Raw genomic sequence first — 20,665 nt, forward strand, 5'->3', positions numbered from 1 at the left:
TATCGGTCAGAATGGCGCGGTGTCGCGAGTCTTAAGCGTTCATGGCGCGGGCGGTGGCGGCGGGTCGGGCATCGCGTCGTTGAGGCGAGCTGCAACCGCGTCGAGATCGTCGTCGAATAGATCGGCGTAGGTGTCGAGCGTCATCGCCGCCGACGCGTGACCGAGCATTCGCTGGACTGCCTTGACGTTGGCGCCCGCGCTGATCGCCAGTGACGCAGCAGTGTGCCGGAGGTCGTGTGGTGTCAACCGGGGGATCGAGGGGTCTTCCTGTCGGGCCCGACGCACCGCCGTGGCGAACCAGCTCCGCTCGTCGCTCTCGCGCTTCATATGCGTCACGCCGTTGCCGAACAGCAGGCCGTCAGGCGCCTTGTCGCGACAGGCGGCCTTGATGAGCGGGTCGAGACGTTCGGGGTACGGCACGGAGCGCCGCTCGTGGGTCTTCGGGGTCCCGACGTGAATCTCCCACTTCACCAGCACCGCATTCTCTTCAACGCTCAAGCGGCGTCTGGCTCGGCTGACATGGCGGACACGCAGCGCCGTCGCCTCACCCCAGCGCAGCCCCGTGTAGGCGAGCACGAGGACCAGGGTCGGATGCGCCGAGTTCGCCGCGAGCGTGCTGACCTGCTCATGGGTGAGATACACCCGCGGCTTCGCCACGCCTCGCTTTGGCAGCGTGCGAAGCCCCCGCGCCGGGTTGGTGGCGATGCGCTGGTCATCCACGGCCATGTCGATGATGCCGGCCAGGACGCCGAGTGCGCGCATCACAACCGAGCGGGACTTACGAGTGGCCAGGTCAGACACCCACGCCTGCACTTCAGACTTGTGGATTGAGGAGAGTTCACGGTGTCCCCACACAGGCGCGACGTGCGCGTTCCACGACGTCACCAGCGGCTGGAACGACGCCGGTTTGAGCATCGGCGGCTGCTTCGATTCCAGCCAGACAGCGGCGAGATCGCCTACGCGGATCTTCGCCAGTTCCGGGTCGATGTAGGCGCCGGTGGCTTTGGCAACGGTGACCGAGGAGAGGAAGAGCTCTGCCTCACGCCGAGTGGCGAAGCCGCGCTTCTCCGTTTCGCGTCCATCCGGCTTTCGGTAGCGCGCACGATAGCGACGGCCCTTTACGGTTTCATACGGAGTTACCGAGCCCATGGTGCCCTCGCCTCTACTCACGGTGCGCCGCAATGTTCCTCTCAGTCTGTCCTGCGCGGCAGCGCTCTGAGTCCGAGGGGAAGGCGTCAGAGGATCGTGGCGTCCTTCTCGCTGGCGACACCCTGTGCGATCGCGCAGCACTGCGCACGGAGCGCCGACAATTCGCGAAGGGCACGAGGGTTGTCGCGGAGGTTCAAGAGCGGCCCATGGCGCCGGATAAGTGCGACCTCGACGTCGTGCACACCCTCATCGAACGCGACCCAAGAGACCTCCAGGTTGTCGTTGATCCAGTTCACGATCGCAACGGTGTCGGTGGGGGAGAAGCGGTAGTTGCGCTGATTCGCCTTGCCCACCAATGAGCCGGCCACCGGACGGTATCCGAGGACCGCCCCAATGCTACGAAAGAAGGTGCCGTGCCCCCGACCGCGAAGCTCGTTGCGAAGGAACCGCTTCCGGAGCGTCTGGCCGGTCGCCTCGCCGATGTAGATCAGGGTGGACTCGCGTTCCTCCGCAACCGAGCGATACGGCTCGGGGATCACGACCAGGCTTCGAGCGCGGATGGCGTAGAGCCCGAACTGATCCGGCACATCAGCGTCGACCTCCTTGGCGCTGCGGAAGTGCGTGGGTTCGAGCAACGTATGTTTGACGTCGCTTGGAGCCTGCCTCGGTGTCGGCATCCTCTCGATAGTTCGCGGTTTCACGGCGAGCGCGCACGCCGTGCATCGGAGTTCGGGCGCGACACTCCCGGTACTGATCAACGAGATCTTGCCGTCGGCGACGTCGAATAGGTGAGGGTAGTTTCGCGCGCGGGCGCTGATCTGCCCGGAGCCAATCGGCCGGAGATCGGCACGTTGGTAGAGCCCACGCCGATTCACTTCGTCTGCAACCTGGCGAGGAGTCAGTGGTTCTCCTGCCGCCGCGAGCACTTCCCGCACCGCCGCGTGGAGCGTCATGGGACGAGGGTCTCGACGGTAGATGAACGCGATTGCACCCGGTCACTGATGAGCTGGAAAATGTTGTCGACGTAGCGAGACTGGACCCGGTGCTTGACACCGCTGCGCATCTCGGTCACGAGCTTATTGATTGAATCGGCGTGCCGGAAGTCACCGCCCGCGACGAAGTAGGCGCGCAGCCATGATTCGGGATCGACGGGGAGGCCCTCGCTGGCGAAGGCGCGCACAAGTTGGACAACCGCGTCCTTGCCGTAGCCGGAGCTGAGCCCGTTGTACTGCTCATCCACCATCATGCTGGCTGCCTCCACCATGAGCGGGTCGGGCGCTGGTGCGGCTTCTCCGGTGTGCAGATTGAGCGCACCGTGCGCATCGAGCCAAGTGCGCACCTCATCGGCGTGCCACCAGATGAGGACGAAGAGTTTCTGGAGTTTGCCGTCGTCGACGAGCTCATGGAGCGTCTCGACGTCCTCGCGCCTTCTGGGTGCACTGCGATGACGCAGCGCTCCACGACCGTGTCAGTGTTTCGGAGCTCGCCGAAGTTCGCGACGCTGTGGACGCTTCGCTTGGTACCCTGCGGAGCGATGTAGTCGGCAACCTCTCGCTCCAGATTCCTGTCGGACTTGTTGTAGCGCGCGAGGTCTGGGACGGCAAACATGTACGGTGCGGAGCCAACCCAGCTTCGAATCACTTCGCTCTGAGGGACCATTGCCGTGGCCTGTTGCGCCCAGTCGGCGCGGATCATGTAGGCGAGTTCTCCCATGCGAAGCAGGATCGCACGAGGGTCCGACATCAACCGTGCCTGCTGAGCTCGGCGTTGACACCGCGTCACTCGCGTCGGATGGACCGACGACACCGGGGTGTGCGATAGTCCTTCACAGAACTCAATAGATATGCGCGGCCGTCGACCGGTTCGAATCCGGTCCCTGCTTATTGGCACAGCAGTGGCACTAACCCTTCTCTGCATAGCACCCAGCGTGATTCTGGTTCTCGAACCACCAGCAGATTGGAGGTACTTCATGGAAGCAATCTCGGTACAGGTACTACCCGTTCTGACTGACCTAACATCGCAAGTTCTTTCGGGGTTGGTCTTGGTATGGGCGTCCGTTGCTTTCGCGAAATCTCAGTGCGCACACCGCTGTGCTGTGCTGAGCGACTAGCGAGCAAGCGAAACGCCCCCGGTATTCAGTCCACTAGGAGGAACGCCGGGGGCGTTTTGGCTCTCAGGTCGGTCGTCAGGTGTGATCGGCCGAACACGGCCATCGTGTTCACTACGATGAGCTCGTGTCGCTGACGACGTGAGGCAGCGCCAACGAAAGGACTTCCTGGTGGCGAAAGGTCATCTGTGCCCGCAGTGCGGCACGTACACGCTGCAACGCATCAGCACTAACTGGGTGCAGTGCACTTCGTGCGGGTTGAAGAAGCCCGTCGACTAATCTGACCGCCCACCGCGACCGAAACCGGAGATGCTGTTGAATCACGGCCAGATCGACCGCGGCCTCTCTCGAAGTCATTCGCTGATTAGCGGAGCTCAGGCCGCGCGGGTGCTGAGCGCGGAGGCGCAGGTCGCGGGGGAGCTTCGTGGACGCCTCGGATCTCTTCTCGACCTCCTTGACGAGTGCATCGCAGATCGGGACTTCTGGCGATCTCTCTCACAGGCGGACGTCTATTTGGACTCGTACGCGGCACGAGGGTTGATTGGTGTCGGTTCTGCGCCGTGGGAGGAGCTCCTCCACTCAGGTGGGTACGTGTCTCCGCCGCCGCCGTCTGCCGACCAACTCGCCGCAGCTATTTCGATGAACGTGCGCCACGCCATCGAATCGAATCCAGCTGAACTGGGGCGCTCCTACTCCTCTTTTGTTCTCAACGTCCGCGACCGGCTCAAGCTCCACCTTCGGATACTGCGCGATCGCCTACAGCTCAGCGGGACTCCCAGGGGCGCAAGCGAACTTCCCTTCGTGGCGAAAGTTACGACGGACGCTGCGATCGACACTGCGGCAGCTCTCGCGCTGCCCGCGATCGCTGCTGACACAGTCGGCAGCGCAGGGCTCGGCATCGTCGCTTCGATGCTTTCCGCAGTGGCTGATCGGACGTGGGGAGCCTTCGAGGAGTATCGAGATCTGCGCCGTCCCCTGTCGCGTCGTCGTGAGCACGACCCGATCCTGCAGCTCCTCGCCCTGATGATGGACACCGTCCAGGAGATGCGGGTGAACGCCAGCCTGGAGCTCCCGGATCCGGGCTGGGCACAGGCTCTCTCAGATCGGCTGGAACGGCAGTCCTCCTGGATGCGGAAGATGGCCGCTCCGCCCGACGGTGACTTTCCGCAGTGGCGACATATCGATGAGTTCTCCTACAACGTGCGTCACGGTGGGGACGAACCGGATGCACACCTGCTCACGCAACTTCTCCGCCATCTCGAGGATGCATTCGCAGCGCGCGTCTACTGAGTCGGCTCCGCTGTCAAGCTCGTCCGAGCAGCTTGGTTCAGACGAACTCAATCTCGTCCTGCATCAGATCCCACACCTTTTGCCGTTCAGCGCTGAAGTCAACTGCGCGCCCCGCGGCGGTCTCAGCGACGCGCTCCAGCGGCCAGTCGGTGAGCGTGCCGTAGCGCGCCGAATAGATGGCAAGGCTCCGGATCTCGTACGCGTCCGAGTAATCCAGGAGGGCGTATCCCAGCAGCTGATGGACGTGCTCGGGCTTGAGTACGTCGGGCCGGTCGCCGGCCTTGGTCTTGGGCGCGAGGTTCGACTTGATGTCGACGAGCGTGCCGCCGGAGATCAGGTCGGCTTCTGCGGCGATACGCTGCCCATCGCCGGGCCTCGACAGGTCGAATAGCGGTCCGAACACGGTCGGCGGCTGCAGTCGCGACATCAGGCGGGCTTCGAGTAGCTCGCGAAGGGCTGTCAGTTCGACGACAGCCTCGGGAGGCGCCTCTGTCATCATCAGTGGCGCGGAGAACTCACGCGACCGCACCAGCTCGGGGATCCGCGGCGCGACGGCAACACCTGCGCGGAACGCCGAAACGCACAGCGCGAGGCCCCACGCGGCCCTGGCCTGAGTCTCTCGCTCCGGGTCGTTCGCGAGCGCCACCAGGCCGGCCAACTCCTCGTGATAGCCCTCGTTGAAGGGAAAGAGCTGCGCAGCGGAATCCGGCAGCTCGGACGGCTCTGCGATAAGCCGCGGGATCAGATCGACCGCCGTGCCGATCATCGTCGCGCTGGCGCCCGCGCTGTCAACGGCGAGCGCGTCGGCGCGAGCCTTGTAGTCGGCCTGGATGGGCTTTAGGTACGGAAACGTTGAGCGCAGGTACGCCCCGAGCGTCGTGTTGGCGTCCTTGAGATCCTGGCTGAACGTGCCGCGCGTCCTGTACATGCCTCAGACGGTATCGGTAGCGGACGACATGGCGCCTCGCCGCTGAGAGGTGCGTTGTGCAATCGTCAACGCAGGATTGACTTTCGCAACGTCGCGTTCATAATCAGCCGTCCGCTCCTCGTCGGGCTGCGGTGTCGAGGATTCCAGCCGGGGATCATCCGCCGCTTCCGATGAGGAGGCTCACCCATGAGTGAGAACGAACCACCTTAGGTGCCGACCACGGCCCTCGGACCTGTCCGTCCGCTGTCATCAGGATCACGGACGGCCTGCGAGCGCAACTGGACGTGATCGCCCAGCTGAACGATCGCAGCGTCACCGAAGAGATCCGTCTGGCACTGGAGGCCTGGGTCGAGACCAGCAAGTCCGACCCGAAGGTGCTCCAGCGAGCCGAGACGGTGCGTGCCGAGATCGAACGCGAAGCCCAGACCAGGCAGACCGCCATCGAGGCCATCTTCGGGCCAGACGCCGCGGCTCCCAGGCGGGGCCGCGGCTGACGCAGGACTGGGGATCCTGCGAACTGGGGCGACTGTCCCGGGGATCGAGGGCCACGCGCTCTCTCCCCGGGCGGTCGCCGCCTTTCCTTGCCTCGTTGATGCGCTGCGGTACGTGCGAGAACCATCCGGGTTCTCGGCCGCTTGCATCAAGGAGGACCGTCATGGTCAGAGGAATCGTCATCCCGGCCGCGGGGGAGGAGCCGCTCGAGGAGCGCGACTTCGCCGAGCTCGAGGACTACCAGAGCGCCGTTGGCGGCTGGATCGAGGCTGTCGACATCCCGTCGATCGGCGTGACCGTCTACGTCAATGAGGAAGGGCTGCTCCGGCAACTTTCCTTCAACAGCCGCGCGACGTTCCTGTGGTGGCACGAAGTGCCGGAGGTCAGGCAGAAGGCGATGCTCGTGGGCGACGCGGTCGTCGTGGGTCTGCCCGACAGGCGGGACGAGAGCACGGACGTGCCGCTGGACATCGCCGATCGCTTCACGAAGCGCGCCGATTGGCGCGTCGAGATCCGTCGGCTCGGCGATTCGGAGTGGTACGGCGACGATACGACCTACCGCGACTACTTCGAGGCGCTCGTCTGGGCAATGATCACCGTGAGCCGTTGGGAAGTTGTGGACGCCGCACGCATTACATCGGCGAATCCAAATCAGGACGTCACCTGCTGACCGGCAACGGGGCGACGACCGTCAGGAATCGAGAACGCACGAGTTCTTTTCCGGCGGTCGTCGTCCTACTTTCTATTCGGCCGGAGTGCGGCGTCCGGGAGCGGCGCGTCGTAGCGAATCGGCCTACTTGTCTGGCGGCCCTGTCTGCACGATGTCGGTGGGCTCGCCGCCGCTGTCGTAGGCGACGTCGTACTGCGCGTTGCATCCCCAGCAACGGTTGGCTCCGCTCTCCAACGCCAGTACCTCCTCACACTCCTTGCAGACGTATGTGAGGGTTCCGCAGGAGCTGCAATAGCCTGCCAGCTCCCCGCTCGGCCACTCGCCGAGCAGCACTTCCCATTCGTAGCAATTCTCGTTGGCGCAGCGGCTGAACCCCAGCGCTCGGTTAGCCTCGTCGGCCCAGTTGTCGCTCGGCGTCGCTGCAAGGAGATCCGCGAACGTGACGCTCGTGCTCGGAGGAAGCGTCTCCGGCACCGGGGCTTTGGGATCGAGGATCCGCAGTTCGACTTGCGGGATCCGTTGCCCTGCCGCGCGGGCGGTCGCGTTCTTCGAGAAGCCCTTGCCCGTGTAGAGCACTCCCATCGCGGCTCCGACGTCGATCAGCTTGCCGATGAACTCGTCGACCATGCCGATGCCGAGCTTGTTCCGGTAGAGCTTGCACTCGACGACAACCAGGTGCTTCACCCCGATGGTTTCGCTCACGGCGAGGGCGTCGATCTGTCGGCTCGTTTTCGACAACGTGTCAGTCAGGCGGTGGTCGCTGTGAACGTCGGCACCCGGGTGAATCGCTTTGAGTTCCTTGGCGACCCGGAGTTCGAACTGCCGCCATTCGGAAGTCGACCGCGGATTGTCGACTGGAGTGGGATCTTCGTCGGTTGTCAGCTCGCTCACCCCGCCAATCTTGCCGACTCTTGCGCGGCATAGGAAACTCGCGGGTGCGTGCTGATGGATAGCATCTCTGGATGCCGCGCCTCGGTCCGTCGCCGCTTGCCCTGTCGCATGCTGCTGTCATAATGAGGGCCAAATGGGGACAGCAACTACATCACATGACGCGAATACGTCCACCTCAATCGAGGTGTCTTTGTGAGGCTCGTCAAGGCAGAGATCCAAGGATTCGGCCGCCTTGCGACTGGCAAGGTCAACCTAGATAGCAAAGTGATCGCGGTCGTGGGGCCGAACGAGGCCGGCAAGACGACGCTACTTAGGGCGCTCGCGTATGTCGACAACGGGGCGACACTCACCGCTTCCGAACGTTCCCGTGGGATGAATGTCGACGACAGCGCGACCGTCGTACGCGTTCAGTATCTTCTCAACGAAGGCGACGTTGCGGCGGTCGAGGCGTTCGACCTCGAGGACGTCCCGCAGTCGATATGGCTATCGCGCGCTGCAGGCGACGGGACGGTACGTGAATCTGTCCTACCCGCCCCTCGCAAATCCATTGCACCGCTTTCAAAGGCGCTCGCTGCGGTCAAACGGGCCGCGACCAAGAAGGCGTTTGGGGAGCTGGCATACACAGCACCAGTTCCGTCCGAGGACGGTACGGTCGACCCCGTCGATGAAGCGCATGCGTCGCTTCGAGAGCGTGCGGAGAACGCGATCTCCAGCCTGCTGGCTGAGGCTGACGCGGAAGGCCCTGTTGCTCCGGCTGAACGGCGTGCCGACGAGCTACGCGCAATCAGCCACGATCTGTCGGTCTATGGACTCGCACAACAGCTCGCCGCCACGCTTGGCGAGGTGATTGCGTGGGTAGACAGGGCCGACCCCACCGCGGAGGTGGCCTCCGCGCTCTACGGCCGAACGCCCGACATTGTGCTGTTCGGTGAGCAGGACCGAATGCTCGCCTCCGCGCACGGCCTCAGCGACGAACTCGTGGCCAACCCTCCCGCCTCGCTCCGGAATCTGGCCGGCATGGCCGAGCTCGACCTCGGTAAGGTCTGGGCGACGTTCACGAACGGCGACGAAGGAGAACGCGAGACACTCATCGACCGCGCGAACCAGACGCTCGCGGCCAAGTTCGACAAGGCGTGGAACCAGTCCAAGGTGACGGTCGTCCTCAAGACCGAGGGCGCCACGCTAGCGATCCGCATCAAACAAAACGGCAACCGCATCACCCAGTTCGATGAGCGCAGTGCCGGACTCAAGATGTTTGTTGCGTTGGTTGCATTCCTCGAGGTGCGCGGGAAGACCACCCCGCCAGTGCTCTTGATCGATGAAGCCGAGACACACCTCCATATCGACGCGCAGGCCGACCTGGTGAACACATTCATGACGCAACAGCAGGCCGCCAAGATCATCTACACGACTCACTCGCCTGCGTGTCTTCCGCCTGATCTCGGCTCGAACATTCGCGCCGTTGTGCCCGATCCTGACAACGAATACCGCAGTCTGATCAAGGGCAGCTTCTGGGACGGCGCGGCTGGGTTCTCGGCGCTGATGCTCGCGATGGGGGCAGGCGCTGCGGCTTTCTCTACCGCTCGTTACGTCGTCCTGGCGGAGGGCGCGTCGGAGATGCTCGTGCTGCCGAGCCTGATTAAGTCGGCGGTCGGTGTCGCCGACCTCGATTATCAGGTTGCGCCGGGCCTTTCGGAAGTTGCCCCTGAGATGTACCCGGAGCTCGACCTCGCCGGTGCTCGGGTGGCGTACCTAGTTGACGGGGACCAAGGTGGGCTCGACCGTCGCCGTGACCTCATCGCGGGCGGTGTGCCGGAGGATCGAATCGTGACGCTGGGCGCGCTCACGCTTGAGAATCTTCTTGATGCGGAGTCCTACACGACAACGCTGGCGAAGCTCCTCAAGGAGTGCAATCCGGATGCGGTCGTCCCGGACCTCCCGGATCTACCCGACCCGACCGCGGAAGTCTGGCCCTCATTTGTCGAACGTTGGGCGAATGAACACTCGCTGAAGATGCCTGGTAAGCGGATCGTCGCGAGCCGCCTGGTCGAAGATGGGTGCGCAAGTCCCAGCGACTTCGGCGCCCCAATTCTTGCGTCGGCTCACGCCGAGCTCCAATCGGTTCTGAAGCGAGCCAGTTCGGGCGCGACGTCGTGAGCTCAGTCAAGACACACATTCGGAGCATCGACGAGGCTATCCGAGGAAACATCGACAGCCTTGGCGACAATCGGGGCCTTCTCTCGCAGAACATGCTTCAGCAGCTGCGTCACCTAACCGAGGGCGCCGCCGTGATGGCGCACACACGGGACGCATCGACTGAGCACGACTACGACGCCATTGAGGCCGGACTGGCGCATGTGCGGTCGCAGGCCAAGCTCGGTTTCCTCCGCCGCTTCCATAAAATGCTCCAGCCGAGCGCTTCGCACTACACGTTCGATGGAGACAGCTCCGAACGCCTGATGCTCAAGTACTACGAGCACCTGGTTCGCCTGCGGACGTACCTCAACGACGAGTTCGGGATGAGCGTTCTCGGGAATCTTGAATCGTTTCCCATCGACCTCGATCCATCACTCAGGGAGTACCACGAGAAGATCGCAGCACGCATCGAGGCGGTCCGCGACTTGCCCGAGCGCGGTGACTCTTCGTCGCGCTACTACGTGCGGAAGACTCGGCCTTTCTTCGTCGGTGGGCGCATCTACTACGAGGTCACCTTCACCAATCCTGTCGACAAGGTCAGCAAGTTCGACCGGGTCATCGCGTTCACGGACCAGGACATCAGCGATCGTTATGCCGCGACGTTGACCCTGCGGGCGGACGCCATCGATGTGCTTGGGCAGACAATGCCGATCCTGGTGATCCGAAAGTGGGAGGTGTCGATTCGTCCCTGCGAGCTTGACAACTTCGCGCGCTTCTTCGGCCCCAGGACCAAGATCAACACAGGTAGCCCGGAGTATCGCCGGCTTATGCGGTACCTCACCAACACCGGCTCGACACTGCTCGATCTCATCGATCTGCCGGACGCGCGGTACGCAGAGATCAAGACGGGGGTTACTGAGCGATCACAGACTCCGTATATCTTTCCAGTGCTCGACAAGGCGCGTGTCGCCATCCGCAACCGTGAGGCCGGCTACGTCCTGCTGCGCTATCTATTGCTGCAGATGCGCAACTCCGTGCTCCGTGAGCAGTGGAGTCCTGACAGCTGCGGCCGTCTGTCCGGACTCAACTTCCAATGGGGATGCATCCCCTTCGATCAGATGCCGTTCTGCACCTTCCCCTTGGGACATCGGCCCCGGTTCTGGGACCTCATGGAGGCAATCGATCCGGCCGAACGTACCCACGAGCTCCTCGCTCGGCGCGTCAAGAACAACGTGGACCGTCGAGGCATGCTGTACACGCCGCTCACTGAACTTGAGCCCTTCGGCGACGTTCCCGCGCTCATCCAACGCCACAACGACCTCCTCTACTACAAGCACAAGGCTCGGTCGTTGGACGTGGATCGGGGTCACGTATTCATTCGCGGATACGAGAACGACACGGTCAAGATCATCGAGAAGGTGCAGGAGTACGCGGGTTCGGGCGTGGGCGGCTGGACGGATGCGATGGAGCGCTGGCTCGCAGAGCGCCCAACTCTCGTGAACGACCCGATCAAGGCGGAAGCCCTGAAAGCGCTCTTTGCGGATTCTCGCGTCGCCTTGATCTACGGCGCGGCAGGTACCGGAAAGTCAACGACGATCGACTACATCGCCCAGCGCTTCAACGGAGAGCCACTGTTGTTTCTCGCGAATACACACCCTGCGGTAGATAACCTCAAACGGCGCGTACAGACCCAGCACGGCGAGTTCCGCACCATCGCGAGCCACAATTGGCGGACCGGCTCCGATCCAGAGTTTGAAGTTGTGGTGATCGACGAGTGCAGCACGGTTAGCAACGAAGCGCTCCTCCGCGTACTGGAGAAGACGAAGTTCAAGCTGCTCGTCTTGGTCGGCGACGTGTATCAGATCGAGTCGATCCAGTTCGGGAACTGGTTCGGCATCATGCGGTCATTCGTGCCATCTTCGTCAGTCTTCGAGCTGGAGACGCCCTACCGTACGACCAACGCAAACCTGCTCGCCCTGTGGCAGAAGATCCGCAACCTCGATGACGACATCACCGAGACGATGGAACGCGGAGACTACTCGACGGTACTCAGCGAGGAGTTGTTCGAGGCGCATCGCGACGACGAGATCATCCTCTGCTTGAACTACGACGGCCTCTACGGAATCAACAACATTAATCGGTTCCTCCAGAGCAGCAACCCGAGCGAGCCTGTCGACTTCGGGCCGGCGACGTTCAAGGTCGGCGACCCGGTCGTCTTCAATGACAGCGACCGGTTCAAGCCGCTGATCTACAACAACCTCAAGGGCACGATCGTCGGCATCGACCGGCAGCTTGGATACATCCGCTTCGAGATTGACCTTGACCGCGAGGTGACCGAGCTGTCCGTCTGGAGGACTGAGCTCACCTGGATCCGCGACTCGGTCGTCGCGTTCGACGTCTACGAGTTAGCGAACAGTGACGATGATGACGTCGACCTCAACACGTCGATCCCTTTCCAGGTCGCGTATGCGGTGTCGATCCACCGCGCGCAGGGCCTCGAGTACGAGTCTGTAAAGGTCGTCATCACCGACGCCAACGAGGATGACATCTCGCACAGCATCTTCTACACAGCGCTCACGCGTGCTCGCGAGAATCTCCAGGTCTTCTGGACGCCCGAAACGCAGAAGGCGGTCATCGAAAGGCTCGAGCGCAAGACCAACCAGAAGGATGTGTCGCTGCTCACGGCACGAAGGGGGCTTAGCCGCGCGTCATAGCCGACGTCAGCTGGCATCGCCCAGCAGCTGTGCGACCAGTACCTCGACGAGAACCTTGAGGCGCAAGACCAGAAGGACGTGCCCCCCCGGCCCCGGCCCCGGCCCCCGGCACGGCGACGGCTCAGGCGCGCGTGGGCCGACTCGGGTTGTTGAGTTGGTCACAGGGGAGCTCCTCCGTTCCGGTGCGGACCGCCTCTACTTGGAAAGCTTCCGTGGACCTTTGGCGCGCATCGCTACGCCGCTCCGGTGAAGCGATCTGAGTACGGCGCCATGCGACACCTTGTGCTTATTCTCGATCACAGCCACGGTCGCGCCAGCCTCGTACTCCTCGGCCATCGCCTTCGCTTCCGCGTTCGTGACGCGCCGCTTCTTCACGACGACCGCGTTGTCGCGGAGGAGGTTCACGACCGCCGACGTGGACACGCCGTATTGCTCGGAGAGGCTTCGAGCACTCTCGCCTGCCTCGTAGCGATGGATGATGTCGGCCACCTTCTTCGGGCCGAGCCTCTGGGATAGGCCGTGAGCACGGTACTCAATAGATGCTCCAGAACCCTCGCCACTGTCACCGGGCACCGCGAGATTTCGCAGTTCCTCGGATGTGAAGGGCAGATCCCAATGGTTAGAACAGAGGTCCCTTACGTCAGCCTCGCAGGACTCGAACCCCGAACGACAGAACCGACCCCTTTCAGGAGATCCCTACCTCGACGGGCGACCCGGCTTCGACCCCGCTTCCGACCGACCTGTCAATCTCAGCCACCAACCATCGCTCCCACACGTCTTGCAGATCAAGGACCGTGCCCGCCCCGGGGAGTTCGACCACGGGAGGCGGTGCCGGGTGTCGGTGTCGATGCGGGTGATGAGCGCCGGCGATGGTTACAAGTACCTCCTCCGCACGGTTGCCGCGGCTGACGGGGATCGGTCGCTTTCCACCCCGCTGACCCGCTACTACGCAGAGTCGGGCACGCCACCTGGGCGGTGGCTCGGGAGCGGGCTGCCAGCCCTTGCCGACGGGCGGATCGATGCGGGATCGCGGGTCTCCGAAGCCCAACTCGAGTTGCTGCTGGGGATGGGGCGAGACCCCGGCACTGGTGCTCCTCTCGGGCGGGCATATCCCGAGTATTCGGCCTCCGAATCGGGGCCGAATGGCATGACTCCACCCGAGTCGACAACCTCGCTGCAGACCCACCGCCGCGCTGTGGCCGGCTACGACTTCACCTTCTCGCTGCCGAAGTCGGCATCCGTCCTCTGGGCGGTCGCCGACGCGGGGACCCAAGCGAAGATCACCGCTGCCCATCACCACGCCATTGACGACGTTTTGGCCTTCATGGAGCGGGAACTCGCCGCGACCCGCGCAGGCGAGGCAGCACGCAACGGTGCCGTTGCGCAGGTCGAGGTCACGGGGTTGATCGCCGCCGCTTTCGATCACTTCGACTCGCGCGCGGGCGATCCACAGTTGCACACGCATGTCGTGGTGAGCAACAAGGCGCGGACGGTGTTCGACGGCAAGTGGCGTTCGCTTGACGGGAGACCGCTGCACGCGGCAACGGTGGCGATCTCCGAGTTGCACAACGCCGTGTTCGCCGACCACCTGACGCGTGCGCTCGGCGTCGTGTGGGAGCGGCGCGAGCGCGAAGCCGATCGCAACCCCGTCTGGGCGATCGCAACCGTTCCCGAGGATCTCGTGGCCGAGTTCTCGTCTCGCTCGCGTCACATCGACATTGAGAAGGACCGGCTGGTTGACGAGTACGTTGCAACGCACGGTCACGCACCGTCGAAGGTCACGGTCATCCGGCTACGCCAGCAGGCGACGCTATCAACGCGTCCGGAAAAGCAACTCCGATCGCTCGCGGATCTCACTCACGATTGGCGCATCCGCGCAAGCCGACTGCTCGGAAGCGACGCGACGGCATGGGCTCGAGGCGTGATTCGAGATGCGGATGCCCCGACGCCGTTGCGCGCCGAAGACGTGCCGCACAGCATCCTGAACCAACTTGCTGAACGCGTCGTCGACGTCGCAAGCGAGCGCCGTTCGACCTGGAGTCATTGGAACCTTTACGCCGAAGCCGCGCGGCAGACGATGGGGTGGCGCTTCATCGCAACCGAAGACCGCGAGGCGATCGTGGGCATGATCACGGATGCCGCGGAGCAACGCTCCGTTCGGCTCACGCCTCCCGAGCTTGCACTCTCGCCCGCCGAGTTCCGACGTGAGGATGGCACGACCGTCTTCCGCCCGAGCAACTCCGAGCGTTACTCGTCGATCACTCTCCTGGATGCGGAGGAGCGACTGCTCGCCTCGTTGCAATCGACCCACGGTCCGGTCGTCGGCGCTGCAACCCTCGAGCATGCCGAGCGAGCGCGCCGCAATCACGGGATCGTCCTCGGAGAGGATCAGCGCAACGCCCTTCATTCGATCGCAACCTCATCGCGCAAGCTCGATGTCTTGATCGGCCCGGCCGGTGCCGGCAAGACGACGGCGATGCATGCCCTACGACTCGCGTGGGAGCACGAGCACGGGCGTGGCTCGGTCATCGGGCTCGCGCCTTCCGCTGCCGCCGCTCGTGAGCTAGCCGAAGACCTCGGCATCTCAACCGAGAACACGGCCAAGTGGTTGCACGACAATCGCCAAGGGCACGCGTCAGTGCGAGCTGGTCAGCTCGTCATCATCGACGAAGCATCCCTCGCCGGCACGCTGACGCTTGATCGCATCTGCACTATCTCGATGCACGAAGGTGCGAAGGTCCTCCTGGTGGGGGACTGGGCGCAACTGCAATCGGTCGACGCAGGCGGCGCGTTCCGGATGCTGGTCGAAGCACGTTCCGATGCTCCCGAGCTCGCAGACGTGCATCGCTTCCGGCAGGCGTGGGAGAAGGACGCGTCCCTGGACCTCCGCAACGGGCGACTAAATGCCCTGGACGCATACGGCGCGCATGACAGGATCGTTGGCGGCGATGCCGATGCAATGTCCGATGCGGCCTACGGTGCTTGGCTACGAGACATCGCCTCCGGCATGTCGTCAGTGCTCGTCGCTGACACGGGGGAAGCGGTCGGTGCGCTCAACCGACGTGCGCGCGCCGAGCTGATCCTTTCCGGCGCTGTGGAAGCCAGCGCCGAAGCGCCGCTGCGCGATGACGCGGCAGCATCCATCGGCGACGTCGTCATCACCCGCAAGAACGACCGCCGACTGCGATCGGGAGGCAGCTGGGTGCGCAACGGTTCGCGGTGGCGGGTCGTTGCGATTCGTCGCGATGGTTCGTTGCGCGTGCGAAACACTGACCGCATCGGGGCTCGACCGCTCTGGCTGCCTGCCGAGTATGTGGCTGAGAACGTCGACCTCGGTTACGCGGTGACCGCCTACCGGGCGCAGGGGATCACAACGGACACGGCGCACGCAGTCATCGAGCCTGGAACGACGCGCGAGAACCTGTACGTCGCGATGACGCGGGGAAGAGCATCGAACACTGCCTACGTGGTCACATCGCGTCCCGACGACAATCACTCCGCGCTACATCCCGGAAATCGTTCCGATGCGACGGCCCGCGACGTGCTCGTGGGCGTGCTCGGACATGTGGGGGCCGAACTGGCGGCACACGAAGCGCTCGTCAACGAGCAGGAGAGTTGGGGGTCGATCGCGCAGCTCGCTGCCGAGTACGAGACGATCGCGTCGTCCGCACAGCGGCCACGGTGGACGCACCTCATCCAAGCCTGTGGACTCCCGGCCGCACTGGCCGAGGCCGCGATCGCTTCGGACGCGTTCGGCGCACTGACTGCCGGCCTGCGACGCGCCGAAGCGGTCGGGCACGACGTCGACGCGTTGCTCCCGCGAATCGCTTCTGCGCGCGGTTTCGAGGATGCTCAGGATGGCGCGGCCGTGCTCCACGAACGTCTCGAGCGAGTTCTCTCTCAGCCGTCGAGTGGCAGCTCGCGGGGGAGCGGACGCCGGTTGATCGCCGGCCTCATCCCTGCGGCGATAGGGGAGATGGATGCCGAAATGCGGCGTGCTCTCGACGAACGGGCACATCTCATCGAGGCGCGTGCGACGGCGTTGGTCGAGAACGCATTGACGTCGCGAGCGACCTGGATTGCGTCGCTCGGGCGCATTCCCTGGGAAGCGGCGCGAGCGACTGCATGGCGTCGCCAGGCGAGCATTGTCGCGGCCTACCGTGACCGGTACGGCGTTTTCGATGATGACGCGCTCGGCGCTCCCGCTACCTCGCCGAACCAGCGAATGGATGCTGCGGCCGCACGCGTGGCGCGTGATCGCGCGATCTGGCTATCGCGAGCGGATGCTCCTACACAGCCGCAACGAGGCCTACGACGCACCGGGCGCATCCACAGTCTGTAGCCGCGGACCTATCGGCGGCAGAGGGGCGAGCGTAGCCTGAGCGCAACCGCCTGCCCCACGCCTGAAGGAGAGGCCTGGCCGATGTTCCAACTACTGGTCGCCTTCGTGAGTCGCATCTACTCGTTCTTTCAGCGGACGATGCCGACGAACATCCTGATCCGCGCCACACACACCCGCCGCGGCCTCAAGTGGTGCGTGCCAGCGATGCTTCTCGGCGTTGTCTACATTGTGATCGCTGCAGCGCTCGCTCAGTGGGTCACCAGCGGCGCGCCGGGCTGGATCAACCTGCTCGTCCTGGTGTGCCTGTGGAATGCGCTCAAGTTCGTGGTGAATGGGCCGATTATGCTCGTACGGCTGGTGCGCGTGCGGGCGATCGAGCGGCGTTATCGAGAAACGGAACCGACGCCCAACGAATCAACGTTGACTTCTGCGTCAGCCATTCACCAGACCTCCACGTCCCACTTGAGCCGCTGATCCCAGATGCCTCGGTGCACTTCGCTCGCTTCGTCCGCGAGTTCCCGAGCAACCTCCTGGAATATGAACTGTGTGATGCCCTGGATCGTGGGCTTGATCTTGCCCCAGTTGTCGGCGGGGTTCATGACGTCGAGGAATGGCAAGCCGCCACTCGAGGTCGGCATGATGTGAACTACCGCGTTTCGCTTGCCGATGATGTCGCCGCGATCCCAATGGTTCGCGAGTGTCGTCTGGACCGGCGATGGGACATACCTGGCCGATTCGCGAAGGAGCGCCTTGATCGCTGCGCGCGCCGAGCCCTCTTCCGGGCGGAGCGCTTCCGCCAGTCCGACGCCACGCACGAGGGTCGACGTCCCAACCAGATCGGGCCAAGGTTCGGCCTCAAGTCTGAGCGCAGCCACGTGGCGGACAAGACCCTCGTACGCCGCAGCGATGTGCTTGTTCTTGATGGGCGTCGCAGGGATCGCAGGCAAGTTCAGGTCGATGTCGTTCTGTACAACCATTCCAAAGGTCCAGCCGACGATGACTGGGGAGAACTCTTCACGGCCGCCGAGTTCGCTGACGTCCTGCTCGTCGGTATCAAGGTGGGCGAGAATCTCAGACCTCATCGCCGCCGAGAAGTCATCGGAACTACCGCGACGTCGCAACGCCGTCAGAATCCAGCTGGCGAGAAGTGCGTGCGGAGCTTCGAGGCGCTGGATTTCATCCGCTGGGACGCCGGTGTTGAGCAGTTCGACGTTGCTAGACCACTTGCGTCCATACGCCTCCGCCGCCGAATCGAGCCATTCAAGATCGAGTTCAATCTCCGCCAGCCGAGGCTCGAGGGCGGCGTGTGCGTCAGCATCGTCAGCGAGGCGGCGATATAGGACGTTGTACACCAGCGGCGAAAGACGACAGCTCAGTTCGGCCACAGGATGCTCTCCAGCTGCGCGTCGAGCGGTCCCACTGGAAGTACCTCCGCCGCTTGCACCTCAAGTGCGTCTGCGGCGACTGGGAACTGCCGCAGGTCAGTGAGCCGCATCTGAGGCACGGTCCCATCAAGCGCTAGGAAACGCCACCGTGCAAGACCGATTGCGCTGTTGAGGAAGCTCGCGATCGCGGGGGCAAGCATCCGCTCGCTCGGCCGGACCCGGTAAACGGTGTCGCTGACGAGCATGGGCTGACTGACCACCTGAGCCAGCGGTCGCTCGCCAATGACCGCAACGAGCACATCGCCTGGTTCGGCGATGAGCGAGTTCGGTAGCACTGGCGCAGCTTCATCACGCCTTCCCGCCAGGTACATACCGGTCGCGAGTGGAAGCATGTCGGTGGAAGGGTTCATTGGTTGGTCTTCGCGCGGACGCGACTGGCGCCCCCGAACGATCTCGCAGTAGTTGCTGAGCGGCTCACCCTCCTGCATGAGCGAAGGGTTGGCAGAGGCCAGAGCGAACCGCCATTGCTGGCCGCGCAGGTCAGTGACCCGCCACCACGTTGTGGGCCCCTCCTGCTCCTGACCTCGAAGCCTCTGCTCGACCGCTACCAACCGGTATGCCACGGATCGCTGCTCGTCAAGGCTCGGAACCACGATTTTCATGCGCAGCAGTGCCGCGGTTGCGTCGAGCTTGCCAGAGGATTCCGCGGTTACGAGGCGCCGAAGTGATCGCCCAGAACGACTGTTCAGCACTCCCCATAGCCAGTGCGAATCGATTACCGAAGGGTCCGGGCGAATGGCGAGAAACTGCGCAGACGCGAGCGAGCCGGTCAGCGTCTCATTCACGAAGAGCGCGGGTACGTTGGTCGACGGAACCAACACGTCACCAGGCTGCAAGGCGCGACCGAACCCGCCCACTCGAAAGGCGGCGCCGATGTAGCCGCGCTGACGACGACGGAGGACTCCAGTCACGCTATCGATACTCAGCGGCGTAATGACCGGGAAGTCTGGTTCAGCCTCTTCGACAGCCGAAAGCGTGTGTGCAACCTCGCCAAGTTGAAGAAGAGGCTGATTGGCAGGCCAGGCGAACTCGTCGATCGCGAGACTTCCGATGTCCCATGTCCGCTTGCTTCGGAGATCAGTCAGTACCCAATTACTCATGACCAGATCTCGCTGAACCCGTCAAGGTGATCTACCGCGGCCTTCGTCAGCGCCCCCTCCACACCGAGCTGCACCTGCCAGTCGTCATCGGCCGCCTGGCCGACGAACGTCTCGCCAGGGGCATCGCCCTTATCAATCACCAGCACCACACCGGCGAAGCTCGTGCCAGGCACCGCGCCGCGCGGTGTGCCGATCAGTGCGCCGACGCGGAACTCGTTGGCGAGATACTCCCGGTAAGCGTCGCCGCTGGAACGGTAGACAAATGATCGCGGAAGCAGGATGACTGCGCGACCGCCCTCTTCGAGGTGACGGAGCGACAGGTCGACTGCGGCCAGGTCCATGTCGGTGGTGACGCGCCCGTTGAGCAGTTCGTAGGGCTGCGGCAGCCGCATACCCACTGGTGGGGCGGTGACGATCGCACTTGACATCGGCAGCTCGACGCGGAACGCATCCCCGGCCACTATGTCCGTTGGCACGCCTGCAATCTCGCCAATCGCACGAGCGATCGCTGCGGTTCGCTCCTCCAACTCGACGCCAAGGAGTCTGACGTTCGGCGGCGATTCGCCTCGTTCCATCGCCCCTCTGACGCGATCGGCGACCGCCCAAAGGAAAGAGCCGACACCAGAGAACGGGTCAAGGACGAGTCCTTCGAGCCGATTACCGATCAGGCGCGCAACCAGCGCCGCGATTAGCGGGCTGCTGGAATGCTGGGCGAACCCCGACCGCGAGGTCGTGTCGGCGATGGCACGCATTGCCGCCCGCCAGTACGCCTCGTTGGTGACAGAGAACCCTTCCAGTGTCGGAAGACCGACGGGAAGCTCGCGCGGCGCCATCTCCCGGGTGAGGCTCGCAAGCCAGTTCGTGAGAAGCGGCTCAACAACTGCGGGGTCGTCGACCTCTCCGTGGGATCCAAACGGTGGGGGCGTCGGTCCGCTGACAGGCTCAAGACGTCGGAATGATCGATCTGCCTTGAACCACTTCGTGCCCATGACGACGTAATTGTCTGCGGTGCCGAGCGTGCTGGCGTACTGCGCGACCTGCGGGAGTACGAACTCGGGCTTGCTGCTGCTCGCTCCGGACTTGATCTCGATGACTACCCAGGGAACGACTTTTCCGTCCTCGCTCGCCGCCCACGCGACGATATCCGGACGCGAGTTTGTGCCAGCGATGCGCAGGTCCGACTCCACCGACCGAAATCCAGCGTGGCGCAGCTGTTCCACAACACGCGCGACGATCGCTTCGTGCTCGCGTCTTGGACTCGACATCACGTTGCCCCCTTCCTGAGCTTGAGCAGCCGGCAAACCTACCATCGCCCGGACTCGGGAGCAAACGGGTGGGTTGTGACGCCGCATACGGAGTGACGTGTCGGCCGAACGACCACCACTGCGCGGTGGACAGACT

16 protein-coding genes are annotated in these 20,665 nt (G+C 63.8%); 7 read left to right on the forward strand and 9 right to left on the reverse strand.

The genetic code is table 11. The annotated features are described in order from the left end of the window. Positions 1–39: 39 nt before the first annotated feature. The 3 genes from ASD56_RS08925 to ASD56_RS08935 form a co-directional block, all read right to left on the reverse strand. Positions 40–1,149 carry a site-specific integrase gene (locus tag ASD56_RS08925; RefSeq protein WP_055964458.1) on the reverse strand — a complete coding sequence of 370 codons (1,110 nt, stop codon included), beginning with the start codon at positions 1,147–1,149 and terminating at the stop codon, positions 40–42. An 86-nt stretch (positions 1,150–1,235) separates the two neighbouring features. Further along, positions 1,236–2,102, reverse strand: coding sequence for a GIY-YIG nuclease family protein (locus ASD56_RS16185; protein WP_157535917.1), 867 nt, complete (start codon positions 2,100–2,102; stop codon positions 1,236–1,238). Further along, on the reverse strand, positions 2,099–2,488 hold the full coding sequence (locus tag ASD56_RS08935; protein ID WP_157535920.1) for a hypothetical protein: 390 nt from the start codon (positions 2,486–2,488) through the stop codon (positions 2,099–2,101). Before ASD56_RS08935 ends, ASD56_RS16185 begins: the two co-directional genes overlap by 4 nt. Positions 2,489–3,565: 1,077 nt before the next feature. On the opposite strand from ASD56_RS08935, the gene ASD56_RS08945 reads away from it, so the two are divergent. Continuing rightward, positions 3,566–4,546 (forward strand): hypothetical protein, encoded by a 981-nt coding sequence (locus ASD56_RS08945; RefSeq protein ID WP_055964470.1) that lies wholly within the window; start codon positions 3,566–3,568, stop codon positions 4,544–4,546. Between the two features lie 37 nt (positions 4,547–4,583). Here the strand turns inward: ASD56_RS08945 and ASD56_RS08950 are convergent, their stop codons facing one another. Further along, complete coding sequence (locus tag ASD56_RS08950; protein WP_055964473.1) at positions 4,584–5,474, reverse strand: hypothetical protein; 891 nt, start codon at positions 5,472–5,474, stop codon at positions 4,584–4,586. A 284-nt stretch (positions 5,475–5,758) separates the two neighbouring features. On the opposite strand from ASD56_RS08950, the gene ASD56_RS08955 reads away from it, so the two are divergent. Both ASD56_RS08955 and ASD56_RS08960 read left to right on the forward strand, forming a co-directional pair. Beyond that, the gene (locus tag ASD56_RS08955; protein ID WP_082541393.1) at positions 5,759–5,968 is read left to right on the forward strand and encodes a hypothetical protein; all 210 of its coding nucleotides are present in this window, start codon (positions 5,759–5,761) and stop codon (positions 5,966–5,968) included. A gap of 161 nt (positions 5,969–6,129) precedes the next feature. Continuing rightward, positions 6,130–6,636: a DUF3846 domain-containing protein gene (locus ASD56_RS08960; RefSeq protein WP_055964479.1), complete on the forward strand. Its 507-nt coding sequence runs from the start codon at positions 6,130–6,132 to the stop codon at positions 6,634–6,636. Positions 6,637–6,759: 123 nt separating this feature from the next. Here ASD56_RS08960 and ASD56_RS08965 read toward each other — a convergent pair whose 3' ends face one another. Continuing rightward, entirely contained in the window at positions 6,760–7,527 is a 768-nt protein-coding gene (locus ASD56_RS08965) for a restriction endonuclease (protein WP_055964482.1), read from the reverse strand. A gap of 192 nt (positions 7,528–7,719) precedes the next feature. Here ASD56_RS08965 and ASD56_RS08970 point away from each other — a divergent pair, with 192 nt between their 5' ends. Together ASD56_RS08970 and ASD56_RS08975 are read left to right on the forward strand one after the other, a co-directional pair. Next, positions 7,720–9,684 (forward strand): AAA family ATPase, encoded by a 1,965-nt coding sequence (locus ASD56_RS08970; protein WP_055964485.1) that lies wholly within the window; start codon positions 7,720–7,722, stop codon positions 9,682–9,684. Next, positions 9,681–12,377 carry an ATP-dependent DNA helicase gene (locus ASD56_RS08975; protein ID WP_055964487.1) on the forward strand — a complete coding sequence of 899 codons (2,697 nt, stop codon included), beginning with the start codon at positions 9,681–9,683 and terminating at the stop codon, positions 12,375–12,377. Before ASD56_RS08970 ends, ASD56_RS08975 begins: the two co-directional genes overlap by 4 nt. A 195-nt stretch (positions 12,378–12,572) precedes the next feature. On the opposite strand, the gene ASD56_RS08980 is transcribed toward ASD56_RS08975, so the two are convergent. Continuing rightward, on the reverse strand, positions 12,573–12,866 hold the full coding sequence (locus ASD56_RS08980) for a hypothetical protein (protein ID WP_055964490.1): 294 nt from the start codon (positions 12,864–12,866) through the stop codon (positions 12,573–12,575). Positions 12,867–13,224: 358 nt separating this feature from the next. Here ASD56_RS08980 and mobF point away from each other — a divergent pair, with 358 nt between their 5' ends. Beyond that, the gene (gene mobF, locus ASD56_RS08985; protein ID WP_157536027.1) at positions 13,225–16,719 is read left to right on the forward strand and encodes a MobF family relaxase; all 3,495 of its coding nucleotides are present in this window, start codon (positions 13,225–13,227) and stop codon (positions 16,717–16,719) included. Positions 16,720–16,800: 81 nt separating this feature from the next. Further along, positions 16,801–17,193 (forward strand): hypothetical protein, encoded by a 393-nt coding sequence (locus tag ASD56_RS08990; RefSeq protein ID WP_055964493.1) that lies wholly within the window; start codon positions 16,801–16,803, stop codon positions 17,191–17,193. Here ASD56_RS08990 and ASD56_RS08995 read toward each other — a convergent pair. Genes ASD56_RS08995 through ASD56_RS09010 form a run of 3 tightly spaced genes read right to left on the reverse strand, consistent with a single transcriptional unit; the run spans position 17,160 to position 20,529 of the window. Next, a complete protein-coding gene (locus ASD56_RS08995) occupies positions 17,160–18,104 on the reverse strand; it encodes a hypothetical protein (protein WP_157535922.1) in 945 nt (314 codons plus the stop codon). The genes ASD56_RS08990 and ASD56_RS08995 overlap by 34 nt on opposite strands. Beyond that, positions 18,092–19,264, reverse strand: a complete 1,173-nt coding sequence (locus tag ASD56_RS16190; RefSeq protein WP_157535925.1) for a hypothetical protein — start codon at positions 19,262–19,264, stop codon at positions 18,092–18,094. Before ASD56_RS16190 ends, ASD56_RS08995 begins: the two co-directional genes overlap by 13 nt. Continuing rightward, entirely contained in the window at positions 19,261–20,529 is a 1,269-nt protein-coding gene (locus ASD56_RS09010; protein WP_235565674.1) for an HsdM family class I SAM-dependent methyltransferase, read from the reverse strand. Before ASD56_RS09010 ends, ASD56_RS16190 begins: the two co-directional genes overlap by 4 nt. Between the last annotated feature and the right edge of the window lie 136 nt (positions 20,530–20,665).

The sequence above is a fragment of the Microbacterium sp. Root166 genome (genome assembly GCF_001427145.1).
GTDB lineage: Bacteria > Actinomycetota > Actinomycetes > Actinomycetales > Microbacteriaceae > Microbacterium.